Annotated in this window: 12 protein-coding genes; 11 read left to right on the top strand and 1 reads right to left on the bottom strand. The window is 66.1% G+C overall.

What is annotated here, in order from left to right:
* Window positions 1-27 precede the first annotated feature (27 nt).
* Window positions 28-954, bottom strand: a complete 927-nt coding sequence (locus C6P64_RS00305; protein ID WP_211296767.1) for a prenyltransferase — start codon at window positions 952-954, stop codon at window positions 28-30.
* Window positions 955-1,086: 132 nt separating this feature from the next.
* Between C6P64_RS00305 and C6P64_RS00300 the strand changes: the two genes are divergently transcribed.
* The 11 genes from C6P64_RS00300 to C6P64_RS18670 all read left to right on the top strand — a co-directional run.
* Window positions 1,087-1,299: a FeoA family protein gene (locus C6P64_RS00300; RefSeq protein WP_245911580.1), complete on the top strand. Its 213-nt coding sequence runs from the start codon at window positions 1,087-1,089 to the stop codon at window positions 1,297-1,299.
* Window positions 1,296-3,242, top strand: a complete 1,947-nt coding sequence (feoB, locus tag C6P64_RS00295) for a ferrous iron transport protein B (RefSeq protein WP_105746602.1) — start codon at window positions 1,296-1,298, stop codon at window positions 3,240-3,242. Before C6P64_RS00300 ends, feoB begins: the two co-directional genes overlap by 4 nt.
* A 1-nt stretch (window position 3,243) precedes the next feature.
* The gene (locus tag C6P64_RS18130; protein WP_170073008.1) at window positions 3,244-3,402 is read left to right on the top strand and encodes a FeoB-associated Cys-rich membrane protein; all 159 of its coding nucleotides are present in this window, start codon (window positions 3,244-3,246) and stop codon (window positions 3,400-3,402) included.
* A 169-nt stretch (window positions 3,403-3,571) separates the two neighbouring features.
* Window positions 3,572-3,838: a DUF4212 domain-containing protein gene (locus C6P64_RS00290; protein ID WP_105746601.1), complete on the top strand. Its 267-nt coding sequence runs from the start codon at window positions 3,572-3,574 to the stop codon at window positions 3,836-3,838.
* Window positions 3,835-5,910, top strand: a complete 2,076-nt coding sequence (locus tag C6P64_RS00285; RefSeq protein WP_105746600.1) for a sodium:solute symporter family protein — start codon at window positions 3,835-3,837, stop codon at window positions 5,908-5,910. The genes C6P64_RS00290 and C6P64_RS00285 overlap by 4 nt, the downstream gene beginning before the upstream one ends.
* A gap of 105 nt (window positions 5,911-6,015) precedes the next feature.
* Entirely contained in the window at window positions 6,016-6,381 is a 366-nt protein-coding gene (gene rpsF / locus C6P64_RS00280) for a 30S ribosomal protein S6 (RefSeq protein ID WP_105728936.1), read from the top strand.
* Window positions 6,382-6,403: 22 nt separating this feature from the next.
* On the top strand, window positions 6,404-6,694 hold the full coding sequence (gene priB / locus C6P64_RS00275) for a primosomal replication protein N (protein ID WP_105746599.1): 291 nt from the start codon (window positions 6,404-6,406) through the stop codon (window positions 6,692-6,694).
* A 12-nt stretch (window positions 6,695-6,706) separates the two neighbouring features.
* Window positions 6,707-6,988: a 30S ribosomal protein S18 gene (gene rpsR / locus C6P64_RS00270; protein ID WP_105746598.1), complete on the top strand. Its 282-nt coding sequence runs from the start codon at window positions 6,707-6,709 to the stop codon at window positions 6,986-6,988.
* Window positions 6,989-7,003: 15 nt separating this feature from the next.
* Window positions 7,004-7,456, top strand: coding sequence for a 50S ribosomal protein L9 (gene rplI, locus C6P64_RS00265; protein WP_105746597.1), 453 nt, complete (start codon window positions 7,004-7,006; stop codon window positions 7,454-7,456).
* Between the two features lie 109 nt (window positions 7,457-7,565).
* Complete coding sequence (gene dnaB, locus C6P64_RS00260) at window positions 7,566-8,978, top strand: replicative DNA helicase (protein ID WP_105746596.1); 1,413 nt, start codon at window positions 7,566-7,568, stop codon at window positions 8,976-8,978.
* Window positions 8,979-9,174: 196 nt separating this feature from the next.
* A partial coding sequence (locus C6P64_RS18670) for a calcium-binding protein (protein ID WP_146115832.1) occupies window positions 9,175-13,451 on the top strand: 4,277 nt, incomplete at its 3' end.

The raw sequence follows: 13,451 nt of genomic DNA, 5'->3' as shown, positions 1-13,451 counted from the left end.
CGAAGTTCGCGCGGGCGGGCCTTACTGTCAGCCCAGGCCGGCCAGTCCGGCGGCCATGCACAGACCGTGCACCAGCCCGGCGCCTATCGTCAGCACGATGGCCGGGCGCAGTCCGGCTGGCTGCTCGGCCTGGCGCCAGAGCCACCAGGCGGCCGCGAGCGACAGCGGCAGCGCCAGCAGGCCCCAGAGCGTTGCCAGCGGCTGCAACTGCTGCAGCGCCGCGAAGGCCAGCCAGCCATGCGCCAGCAGCGCGATCAGCAGGTAGAGCAGGGCGCTGCCTCTTGCGCCCAGCCTGACGGCCAGCGTGCGCTTGCCGACCCGGGCATCCGAGGCGGCATCGGGCAGGCCGTTGACGAGCAGGATATTGGCCATCAGCAGCGCATAGCTGAGCGCGGCCAGCGCCGGCAGCGGCAGGAACTGCTGCCGCTGCACATGGTCGGCACCGACCACGATCAGCCCCCAGGCCAGCGCCACGGCCAACTCGCCCAGGCCGCGCGACATCAGCTTGAGCGGCGGCGCCGAATAGGCCCAGCCCAGCGCCAGCCCGGCCAGTCCGACCAGCAGCAGTCCGCCGCCCGTGGCCCAGGCCAGCAGCAGCCCGCCCAGCACCACGCCCGCCAGCAGCCAATTTGCCAGCGCACGGGTCTGCTCCGGCGTGACCCGGCCCTGCTGGATCAGCCTGGAGCCGCCCGTGAACGGAAACAGCCCGTCCCGGTTTGCCGCATCGGCACCGTTGAGCGCATCGTGGTAGTCGTTCAGCACATTCGCGCCGGCATGAGCCGCCAGTGCGAGCACCAGCGTCAGCAGCGCCAGCAGCCAGTCGATCGGGCGCTCGCCAGTGGCCGCCGTTGCCAGGCCCAGCAGGCAGGCCACTGCGGTGATGGCCAGGAAGCCGGGACGGGTCATGCGCAGCAGCAGCTTCCAGTCCGGTCGGGTAGGTGTGTTCGAACTCATGGGCCTATTGTGGCCAATCCGCCGCTGGTTCCGGACTGCCAGACCTCGTGCCGTCTCGCCACATCCAGTCATTGGTGCTAGAATGAGATCGATTCTCATTCATGTTGTGAGGTTCCCTTGCATCCATCCAATTTGAGCCAGGCCCCGGTCGGGCAGTGGCAGCGCATCGCAGCGGGCGGCAGCAACAATGCGCGCCTGCTTGAACTCGGCTTCCTGCCGCACGAGCAGGTCAGGGTGCTGCGGCGCAGCTGGTTCAGGCAAGGCGCAATCGTGGTCCAGGTCGGTCCGGCGGTGTTCGGCCTGCGTCCGTCCGAAGCCAGCCAGATCCTGCTGGAGGCCGCATGAGCCAGGCTCAGGCCATCGACCTCGGCGGACTGGCGCAAAAACGCCTGGCTCTGCTCGGCAACCCCAACTGTGGCAAGACCGCGCTGTTCAACCGCCTGACCGGCAGCCAGCAGAAGGTCGGCAACTACGCCGGCGTCACGGTCGAGCTCAAGCGCGGCCTGATGAAGACCGCTGCCGGCCGCAGCGTCTCGGTGATCGACCTGCCGGGCAGCTACAGCCTGAACGCCAGCAGCGAGGACGAGGCCGTGGCCTGCTCGGTCGTGCTCGGGCGCAGCCTGCAGGAGCGCGCGCCCGACCTGACCGCCGTGGTCGTAGACGCCACCCGCTTGCGCCGCGGCCTGCGGCTGGTCGCCGCGCTCAAGCGGCTGCAACTGCCGCTGCTGGTGATCGTCAACATGATGGACCGGGTGCGCGCGCAGGGTCGCGAGCTCGACCTGGCAGCGCTCGAGCGCGCCATCGGCGCCCCGGTGGTCGAGGCCACCGGCATCACGGCCCAGGGCACCGATGGTCTGCGCGCCTTGCTCGACCGACCCGGCATCTGGCCTGCCGTGGAGCAGGGCAAGGCTACCTTTCCGGCGACTGCCGCCGCAGCGGACCAGCCACAGGCCGGCGCGCCCGAACCCGTTGCGCCCGTCGATGCCGCACAGGCGGCCCAAGACGATGCGCAGGCCCAGGCCTGGCTGGCCGAGTCCGGGCTGGACCTGGCCCTGCCGCCGCACGCCTGGTCGCACCGGCTCGACGCCTGGCTGCTGCAGCCGCTGCTGGGCAGCCTGGTGCTGCTGGTGCTGCTCTTTCTCGTGTTCCAGGCCGTGTTCAGTTGGGCCGCCTGGCCGATGGGCCTGATTGAGTCCGCGACCGAGGCCGTCGGCCAAGGCGTCTCGGCCCTGGTGCCCGAGGGCCTGCTGCGCAGCCTGCTGGTCGATGGCGTGGTCGCTGGCGCGGGCGGGGTGCTGGTCTTCCTGCCCCAGATCCTGATCCTGTTCTTCTTCATCCTGCTGCTCGAGGAGTCGGGCTATCTGCCGCGCGCTGCCCTGTTGCTTGACCGGCTGATGGGCGGGCTCGGCCTGTCGGGCCGCTCCTTCATCCCGCTGCTGTCGAGCTTTGCCTGTGCCATTCCCGGCATCATGGCCGCGCGCACCATCGCCGACCGGCGCGCGCGCTGGGTCACGATCCTGATCGCACCGCTGATGACCTGCTCGGCCCGCTTGCCGGTCTACGCCTTGCTGATCGGCGCCTTCATCCCGGCACGCGAGGTCTGGGGCCTGCAGTTGCAGGGCCTGGTGCTGTTCGGCCTCTACCTGCTCGGCATGGTCTCCGCGGTGGCGCTGGCCTTTGCGCTCAAATGGGTCGGCCGCTCCGGCGAGCCGGCCCAGCTCATGATGGAACTGCCCGACTACCACTGGCCGCGCCCGAAGGACCTGCTGATCGGGCTCTGGCAGCGCGCGCAGATTTTCCTGCGCAACGTCGGTGGCGTGATCCTGGCGCTGACCATCCTGCTCTGGTTCCTGTCCACCTTCCCGCAGGCTCCGGCCGGCTACGCTGGCAGCGCGATCGAATATAGCCTGGCCGGCCGCCTGGGCCAGTGGCTGGCGCTGCTGTTCGAACCGATCGGCTTCAACTGGCAGATCGCCGTCGCGCTGGTGCCCGGCATGGCCGCGCGCGAGGTCGTGGTCGGCGCGCTCGGCACCGTCTATGCGCTGTCGCAAAGCGGCGACGCGGTCGGCAGCGCGCTGGCGCCGCTGATCGCGGCCGACTGGTCGCTGGCCACCGGCCTGTCGCTGCTGGTCTGGTTCGTCTACGCGCCGCAATGCATCGCGACGCTCGCGGTGGTGCGCCGCGAGACCGGCGGCTGGGCCATGCCGGCGACCATGGTCGCGCTGCTGTTCTCGCTGGCCTATGCCGCATCCTGGCTGACCTACCGGCTGGCCCTGCACTGGAGTTGACATGAACGAAACCCTGGACCTGATCCTCACGCTGGCTCTCGTTGCCGTCGCCGGCCTGTTCCTGCTGCGCCGCCAGTGGCGCCGGCGCAAGCCGACTGTCGCCGGTAGCGGTGGCGCCAAGGCCTGCTCGAGCTGCGGCACCTGCGGCCGCTGCAGCTGATGCCAGCCGGTGCCTGCCGGCTTCGGACAGCGCTGGCCTGGCCAGCCAGGCGCCTGCTCTCCTGCCGGGGAGCACCAGCGGTCGTCAGGATCGCGTAGGGAAACGCAGACGACAATAGCGTGACAGGCGGGCCCGCTGTCATCGGGCTTGCTGCTATATTCGCCCTCCGATGCCATCACCCCTGAGCCCCGAACGCTACTGGCGCCTGAACCGCCGGCTGATCGCTGCCGGCCTGCTGCTGGGCTTCGTCGTGACTTTCGGCCTGGGCTGGTACGCGCGCGAGCTCGACTTCATCTTCCTTGGCTGGGGCTTCAACTTCTGGCTTGCCGCCCAGGGTGCGCTGCTGATCTATCTGCTGATCGTGATCGGCTATGCCTGGATCATGAACCGGCTCGACGCCAGCCAGCTCGATTCCCAAGGGCGGCCCCCGGCATGAGCGAGGCTGGCGCCGGCCAGTCCTATGGCCGCCAGCTCAACCGCGTCTATCGCGCCTATGTGGCCGGCTTCATCGTCTTCATCCTGACCCTGTCCTGGCTCGAGAGCCTGGGCCTGTCGCGCGAGGCCATCGGCCTGATCTTCCTGCTCTCGACCGTGGCGCTCTATGCCGGCATCGGCATCATCAGCCGCACCACCGATCCGGTCGAGTATTACGTCGCCGGCCGCCGCATCCCGGCGGTCTACAACGGCATGGCCACCGCGGCCGACTGGATGTCGGCGGCCTCCTTCATCGGCCTGGCCGGCACGCTCTACCTGCAGGGCTACAACGGGCTGGCCTTCGTGCTCGGCTGGACCGGCGGCTATTGCCTGGTCAGCCTGTTGCTCGCGCCCTATCTGCGCCGCTTCGGCGGCTTCACCATTCCCGACTTCCTGGGCGAGCGCTACGGCGGTCACTGGCCGCGCATGATGGGCGTGTTCGCCTCGGTCCTGTGCTCCTTCACCTATGTGGTGGCACAGCTCTACGGCGTCGGCCTGATCGCCTCGCGCCTGACCGGGCTGGCCTTCGAGCTCGGCGTCTTCCTCGGACTGGGCGGCATGCTGATCTGCTCCTTCCTGGGCGGCATGCGCGCGGTCACCTGGACCCAGGTCGCGCAGTACCTGGTGATGCTGGTCGCCTTCCTGCTGCCGGTGGCCTGGCTCTCGGTCAAGCAGACTGGCTCGCCGCTGCCGCAGCTGGTCTACGGCCAGCAGCTCGAGCGTGTCAGCGCGCGCGAGCGCGAACTCGCGCGCGACCCGCGCGAACTCGAGGTCATGAGCCTGTATCGCCACCAGGCCGACCTGCTGCGCTCCAAGCTCGAGAACCCGTCCGCGGCGCTGGCCCAGGACCGGGCGCTGGCCCAGCTCTGGCTCGACGACCTGCGCCAGCTGCCGGCGGCGCCCGAGGACATCGCGACCGCCGAGCGCGCGCTGTACCAGCTGCCGCGCGACGAGGCTGGCGCACGCCGACTCTGGCGCCGCGAGCTCGAGGAGGCCGAGTCCAAGATGCTGCCGCTGGGCGGCATGCCGCCGCACGCGCGCCCCTACGCGGGCGACCCGGATGGCAACGCCGCCCAGCGGCTGGAGTTCGAGTCCTCGCGGCTGAACTTCCTGGCACTGGTGTTCTGCCTGATGGTCGGCACGGCCAGCCTGCCCCATGTGCTGGCGCGCTACTACACCGTGCCCGATGTCAAGGCTGCGCGCAACTCGGTCGCCTGGACGCTGTTCTTCATCGCGCTGGTCTACTTCACCGCGCCGGCGCTGGCCGTGCTGGTCAAGCACGAGATCCTGTACCAGCTGGTCGGCACCCGGATCGATCAGCTGCCGGCCTGGGTCTCGGCCTGGAGTCGGGTCGATGCCTCCCTGATCCATTTCAAGGACATCAATGCCGACGGCCGGCTGCAGTTCAACGAGCTCAGCCTGGGCAGCGACGTGATCATGCTGGCCTCGGCCGAGATCGCGGGCCTGCCCTTCGTGATCTCGGGGCTGGTGGCGGCCGGCGCGCTGGCCGCGGCGCTCTCGACCGCCGACGGGCTGCTGCTGACCATGGCCAATGCGCTGAGCCACGACCTCTACTTCAAGATGGTCGACCCGAGCGCCTCGACCGCGCGCCGCGTCACGCTGACCAAGGTCGTGCTGCTGATGATGGCGCTGATCGCCGCCTACATCGCCGCGCTCAAGCCGGCCGACATCCTGTTCCTGGTCTCGGCCGCCTTCTCGCTGGCGGCCTCGGCCTTCTTCCCGGCGCTGGTGCTGGGCATCTTCTGGAAGCGCGCCACCGGTCCGGCCGCCGCTGCCGGCATGCTCGCCGGCCTGGGCCTGACCATCTACTACGTGGCGACCACCCAGCCCTGGCTGCGCTCGCTGTTCGGCCTGAGCGGGCCGGTCCAGCTCTGGTGGGGCGTCGATCCGATCTCGGCCGGCGTCTTCGGCGTGCCGCTGGGCTTTGCCGTCATCCTGCTGGTCAGCTGGCTGACCCCGCCGCCGTCGCCCGAGGCGCAGGCCCTGGTCGAGCGCCTGCGCAGCCCGGGCTGAGCCCCGGGCCTTGGCACCGTCCCGGTTTCGGCTTATAATCATTGGCTTGCCTTGCCGTACCCCTGTTGACGCTGGGGGCGGCTGTTTCAACCAAAAGGAGAGACCATGCGTCACTACGAAATCGTTCTGCTGATCCACCCGGATCAAAGCGAACAAGTTCCGGCCATGCTGGAGCGCTACAAGGGCATGATCACCACCGGCGGTGGCCAGATCCATCGCGTGGAAGACTGGGGTCGCCGTCAGCTGGCTTACCAGATCAACAAGCTGTCCAAGGCACATTACCTGTGCGTGAACATCGAAGCCGATCAGGCTGTGATGTCCGAGCTGGAGCACGCCTTCAAGTTCAACGACGCCGTCCTGCGTCACCTGACCATCCAGAAGAAGAAGGCCGAGACCGGCCCGTCTTCGATGATGAAGGCTGTCGAGCGCGAAGAAGCTCGCAAGTCCCAGCAGCAGGAAAACGCTGCCTGATTGGCTGCGCGCGTAGGATGAAGTGAACCGCCTCGTACTGTCCGCCGTCATCGCGCAGGTCTATCCCCTGCGTCACACGCCGGTCGGACTGCCCGCCTTGGACATGGTGCTCGAACACCAGTCGCAAGCCGAGCAGCTGGGGCAAGCCCGCCAAGTCAGGCTGGAGCTGAGGGCCACCGCCTTCGGTCACCAGGCCGAGTCGCTGGCTCGGCAACCGCTGGGCAAGGGCTTCGAGTTCTCCGGGTTCCTCGTCAATTCGCGCAACGGCAAAGGCGTCGTGTTCCAGATCCAGGATTTCACACCTCTCAGTTAAGGAAGCACCATCATGGCTGCACCCAAGCGTTTCAACAAAGACAAGCGCCCCAAGCGCAACACCCAATCGCTGCTGTTCAAGCGCAAGAAGTTCTGCCGCTTCACCGTGGCAGGCGTCGAGGAAGTCGACTACAAGGACGTCGATGTCCTGCGTGACTTCATCTCCGAGAACGGCAAGATCATCCCGGCTCGCCTGACCGGCACCCGTGCGATCTACCAGCGTCAGGTCACCACCGCCATCAAGCGCGCCCGCTTCCTGGCCATGCTGCCCTACAGCGACCAGCACCGCGTCTGATAGGAGCCGAACACCATGCAAATCATTCTGCTCGACAAAGTTGTCAACCTCGGTGGCCTGGGCGATATCGTCAAGGTCAAGGACGGCTACGCCCGTAACTTCCTGATCCCGTCTGGCCGCGCCCGTCGCGCCACCAAGACCGCGATCGCCGAATTCGAAGCGCGCCGCGCCGAACTCGAACAGGCTGCTGCAGCCAAGCTGGCCGAGGCGCAAGCCGTCGGCGAGAAGCTGGCTGGCTTCACCGTCAAGCTGTCCCAGAAGGCTGGCGTCGACGGTCGCCTGTTCGGCTCCGTGACCAACCACGACATCGCTGACGCCCTGAACAAGGAAGGCTTCGCTGTCGCCAAGGCCCAGGTCCGCATGCCCAACGGCCTGCTGAAGAACGTCGGTGACTACACCGTCAACGTCGGCCTGCACACCGATGTGGTGGTCGAAGTGAACGTGTCGGTGCTGGGCGAAACTGCCTGATACCTGCCTCCGCGCAACAAGAGCAGCCGGCCGATGCCGGCTGTTTTTGTTTCTGCCGCCAGCCTGTACCTGGCGCAGGTCTTAAGATTCAGGCTCGAAAGGACCCCCCGTGTCAGAAGTTTTTCCGCCCGATGATGCCTTCCTGCCTCCGCCTGCCGAAGACAGGCAGGTCGCCCAGCTGCGCGTGCCGCCGCACTCGATCGAAGCCGAGTCCAGCGTGCTCGGCGGCCTGCTGCTCGACAACGGCGCCTGGGACCGCGTCGGCGACCTGCTGCAGAACTCTGACTACTACCGCTTCGAGCACCAGCTGATCCACGGCGCGATCGCCAAGCTGATCAACGCCAACAAGCCGGCCGACGTCATCACGGTGTTCGAGCAGCTCGAGAGCGAGGGCCAGGCCGACAAGGTTGGTGGCCTGGGCTACCTGAACCAGCTGGCCCAGTATGTGCCGAGCGCGGCCAATATCCGCCGCTATGCCGAGATCGTGCGCGAGCGCGCCATCCTGCGCAAGCTGATCAAGGTCAGCGACGACATCGCCACCCGCGCCTTCAACCCCAAGGGCGCCAAGGTCGCCGAGATCCTCGACGAAGCCGAGCAGAAGGTGTTCAACATCGGCGAGGAGGGCACCCGCATGAAGCAGGGCTTCCAGTCGATGGACACGCTGGTGGTCGACCTGCTCGACCGCGTGACCGAAATGGCCGACAACCCGAACGACGTCACCGGTGTGCCGACCGGCTTCGTCGACCTCGACCGCATGACCTCGGGCCTGCAGGCGGGCGACATGGTGGTGCTGGCGGCAAGGCCGAGCATGGGGAAAACGGCATTCGCTGTTAATATTGCAGAACATGTTGCACTCAATGAAGGTCTTCCGGTCGCGATCTTCTCGATGGAAATGGGCGCCGCCCAGCTTGCGGTGCGTATCGTCGGTTCGATCGGCCGCATCAACCAGGGCCATCTGCGCACCGGCAAGCTGACCGACGACGAATGGCCGCGCCTGACCGAGGCGATCGAGCGCCTGCGCACCGTCTCGCTGCACATCGACGAGACGCCGGGCTTGAAGCCCAGCGAGCTGCGTGCCAACGCCCGGCGCCTGGCGCGCCAGTGCGGCAAGCTCGGTCTGATCGTGGTCGACTACCTGCAGCTCATGAGCGGCAGCAGCTCCGACACCGACAACCGCGCCACCGAGCTCGGCGAGATCTCGCGCGGCCTCAAGATGCTGGCCAAGGAGCTGCAATGCCCGGTGATCGCGCTGTCCCAGCTCAACCGCTCGGTCGAGCAGCGCGCCGACAAGCGGCCCATGATGTCCGATCTGCGCGAATCGGGCGCGATCGAGCAGGACGCCGACATCATCATGTTCATTTACCGCGACGAGTACTACACGAAAGAGGCCTGCAAGGAGCCCGGCGTGGCCGAGATCATCATCGCCAAGCAGCGTAACGGCCCGACCGGCACCGTCAAGCTCGCCTTCATGAACATGCTGACCCGCTTCGAGAGCCTGGCGAGCTATTCGGACGACTTCTAGTGGGAAGCTGCAACTTGACTTTATTTGATAAATATTGATGATAGATTAAAAGAAAAGCAAGTCCAGTCAAATCTCCAGATGCAAATCCCTGCTAGGAGGATCGGTACCGATCTGGCTTGCAAGTGATTCGCCCTGCAGTGCCATCTGTTGGCGCAGCAGGGCTTTCCGACAACATCTACCGCAAACGGCAGGCATCATGGACATCAACACGACTGGCACCACGGCAAACGGCAGCAGCGGCAACGACAACCTTGTGACCGGGCCGCTCGATGACACCCTGTACGGCTTTGATGGCAATGACACGCTCGACGGCGGAGCCGGCAACGATCTGCTGGTTGGCGGTGATGGCGTAGATACCTATGTCTTTGGCATGGGCTCTGGCCACGACACGATCAACGCGGGCGATGGCTGGTACGACCAGCCGGGCGTGGCGCCGGTCGACAAGGTGCAGCTCGGTGCCGGCATAGCGCCAGCCGACTTCACGCTGGCGCGCGTGGGCAGCGACTTGGTGCTGCGTCTGCCGGGTGGCAATGACAGCCTGACCCTGCAGAGTTATTACGACTCCGGCAATTACTACGGCTACAGTCGCGTCCAGTTGCAGTTCGCCAACGGCACGCTCTGGGGCGAAGCCGAGATCGCAGCGCAACTGGTCCATGTCGATGGCTCCTTGGGCGATGATTACCTGTACGGCACCATCGCGACCGACTCGATGCAGGGCGGGCAGGGCAATGACTGGATTTATGCGGGCGACAATGCCGATACCTTGCTCGGCGGCGAAGGCCATGACAGCCTGTTCGGCGAGCAGGGCAACGACCTGCTCGACGGTGGCTCTGGCAATGACTCGCTCGCCGGTGGTGATGGTGCCGATACCTATCTCTTCGGCACCGGCTCGGGCCGCGACACCATCAACGCTTCGGACAGCTGGTATGACCAGCCAGGCGTGGCGCCGGTCGACACGGTGCGGCTTGGTGCCGGCATCGCGCCCGCCGACGTCAAGCTGTCCCGCGTCGGCGGTGATCTGGTGCTGAGCCTGGCTGGCAGCAATGACAGCCTGACCGTGCAGGGGTACTACTACAACTACGGCAACGACTATTACGGTTACACCCGTGTCCAATTGCAGTTCGCCGACGGCACGCTCTGGGGGATAGCCGAAATCGCGGCCCAGCTCATCCATGTCGATGGATCGCCTGGCAATGATGGCCTGTATGGCACGGTCGCGACCGACTCGATGCAGGGCGGCCAGGGCAACGACTGGATTTATGCGGGCGACAATGCCGATACCCTGCTCGGTGGTGCAGGCCATGACAGCCTGTACGGCGAGCAGGGCGACGATCTTCTTGACGGCGGAGCGGGCAACGATTGGCTCGCGGGAGGTGATGGGGCGGACAGCTATGTCTTCGGTATCGGTTCGGGCCACGACACGGTCGATGCGTCGGACAGCTGGTATGACCAGCAGGGCGTAGCGCCGGTCGATACGCTGAGGATCGGTGCCGGCATTGCGCCAGCCGATCTCACCCTGGCTCGTGTCGGCAACCATCTTGTGCTGCGCCTGGCGGGAGGCAATGACAGCCTGACCGTGCAGGATTATTACTCCTACAGCAATAACTACTACGGTTACGCCCGTATCCAATTGCAGTTCGCCAACGGCACGCTCTGGAGCGCTGCCGAGATCGCGGCGCAGATCATCCATGTCGACGGCACGCCGGGCAACGACGGGCTGTATGGCACGGTCGCGACCGATTCGATCCAGGGCGGCCAGGGCAATGACCAGATCTGGGCGGGTGACAATGCCGACACCTTGCTTGGTGGCGAAGGCCACGACAGCCTGTTCGGCGAGCAGGGCAACGACCTGCTCGACGGCGGCTCGGGCAACGACAGTCTTTGGGGGGGCGACGGCGCGGATGCCTATGTCTTCGGCATCGGCTCGGGCCACGACACGGTCTACGCCTCGGACGGCTGGTATGGCCAGACGCCGATAGCACCGATCGACACGGTGCGGCTCGGCACCGGCATAGCGCCCGCCGATCTCACGCTGACGCGCGCAGGCAGCGATCTGGTGCTGAGCCTGGCGGGAGGCAACGACAGCCTGACGGTGCAAGGCTACTACTCCTACAACGCCAACTATGACGGCAACAGCCGCATCCAGTTGCAGTTCGCCAGCGGCACGGTCTGGGGCAATGCGCAGATCGCAGCGCAGATCATCCATGTCGAGGGCTCGCCGGGTAACGAGGACTTGTATGGCACGACCGCGACCGATTCGATGCAAGGTGGCCAGGGCAATGACTGGATGGTCGGCGCCGACAATGCCGACACCTTGCGCGGCGGCGACGGCCATGACAGCCTGCTGGGTGGCGACGGCAATGATCTGCTCGACGGCGGTACAGGCAACGACAGCCTCATAGGCGGTAACGGCGCCGACACCTATGTCTTCGGCATCGGTTCGGGCCATGACAGGATTGATGTCTCGGACGATTGGTACTCGAACCCAGTCGGCGTGGCACCGGTCGACACGGTTCAGCTCGGTGCCGGCATTGCCCCCGCTGACTTCGCCTTGGCCCGCTCTGGCGACGATCTGGTGCTGAGTCTCCCTGGTGGCGACGACAGCTTCACCGTGCAGGGCTATTACTCCTATCTTGGCGACTTCTACGGCTACACCCGCGTCCAGTTGCAGTTCGCCAATGGCACGCTCTGGGACCAGGGTGAGCTCTGGGCCATGGCAGGAGGTCTGCAGCGTGTTGAGCCGCCGGCAGGACAGTACATCTATGGCACTGCGGGTGACGATGACCTCACCGGAGGCGTCGGCGCCGATACCCTGTATGGCGAGGCCGGCAATGATCAACTCGATGGGGGCGAGGGTAACGATTGGCTTGCGGGTAGTGATGGCACGGACATCTATCTCTTCGGCATCGGCTCTGGTCAAGACACCGTTGATGCGAGCGACGGCTGGCAATGGGGTAGCCAGGTCGATGCGCCGGCAGTCGATACGGTGCAACTGGGCCAGGGCATCCTGCCGGCTGATCTCAAGCTGGCCCGTGTCGGTGATGATCTGGTGCTCAGCCTGGCCGGCAGCGACGACAGCCTGACGCTGTACCGCTACTATTCTTCCTACCCGGTCGAGTACGGCTACAGTCGCGTGCAGCTGCAGTTCGCTGATGGCACGGTCTGGGATGCCAACGACATCGCGGCTCAGGTCATCCATGTCGATGGATCGCCGGGCAATGATGGCCTGTATGGCACGGTCGCAACCGACTCGGTGCAGGGCGGCGAGGGCAACGACCTGCTGGACGGTCTCGCGGGCAACGACACGCTCGCGGGCGGCGAAGGCCACGACAGTCTGTACGGGGGGGCCGGAGACGATCGGCTCGACGGTGGGGAAGGCAACGACTATTCCGCCGGTGACGATGGTGCGGACACCTATGTCTTCGGCATCGGATCGGGCCATGACACCGTCAGTGCTTATGACTACTGGTACCTGACGAGCCAGGAAAACCCGGCGCCTATCGATACGGTGCAGTTCGGTGCGGGCATCGCGCCGGCCGACCTCGAGTTGGCCCGTGTCGGCAGCGACTTGGTGCTGAGCCTGGCCGGCGGCGGCGACAGCCTGACCGTGCAGGGATATTACACCTACGATTCCGCTTATTATGGCCAGAGCCGGGTCCAGCTCCAGTTTGCCAACGGCACGCTCTGGGGCGCAGCGGACATCGCGGCTCAGCTCATCCATGTCGATGGATCGCCAGGCAATGACGGCCTGTATGGCACGGTGGCTACCGACTCGATGCAAGGTGGCCAGGGCAACGACTGGATCTGGGCCGGTGACAAGGCTGATACCTTGCTGGGCGGCGAAGGCCATGACAGCCTGTTTGGCGAGCAGGGCAACGACCTGCTTGACGGCGGAGCGGGCAACGATTCGCTCATGGGCGGTGACGGGGCGGACAGCTATGTCTTCGGTATCGGCTCTGGCCGCGACACGGTCGATGCCTCGGACAGCTGGTATGGCCAGGCGGGCGTGGCGCCGGTCGACACGGTCCGCATCGGTGCCGGCATAGCGCCGGCTGACCTCAAGCTGTCGCGTGTCGGGGGTGATCTGGTACTGAGCCCGTCCGGTGGCAGCGACAGTCTGACCGTGCAGGGGTACTACTACTACGACAACGCCTATTACGGCTACACCCGTGTCCAATTGCAGTTCGCCGACGGCACGCTGTGGGGTGCTGCCGAGATCTCGGCTCAGGTCATCCATGTCGATGGCACGCCGGGCAATGACGGACTGAATGGCACGATCGCGACCGATTCGATGCAAGGCGGTCAGGGCAACGACCAGATCTCGGCCGGCGACAATGCCGATACACTGCTCGGCGGCGCAGGCCATGACAGCCTGTATGGTGACCAGGGCAACGACCTGCTCGACGGTGGAGCGGGTAACGATTCGCTCATGGGTGGCGATGGCTCGGACAGCTATGTCTTTGGCATCGGCTC

Origin of the sequence: Malikia granosa (genome assembly GCF_002980595.1) — a bacterium.
In the GTDB taxonomy this organism is placed as follows: Bacteria; Pseudomonadota; Gammaproteobacteria; order Burkholderiales; family Burkholderiaceae_C; genus Malikia; species Malikia granosa.
The sequence above is the reverse complement of the archived record's forward strand: the minus strand, read 5'-3'. Positions and strand labels throughout refer to the sequence as shown.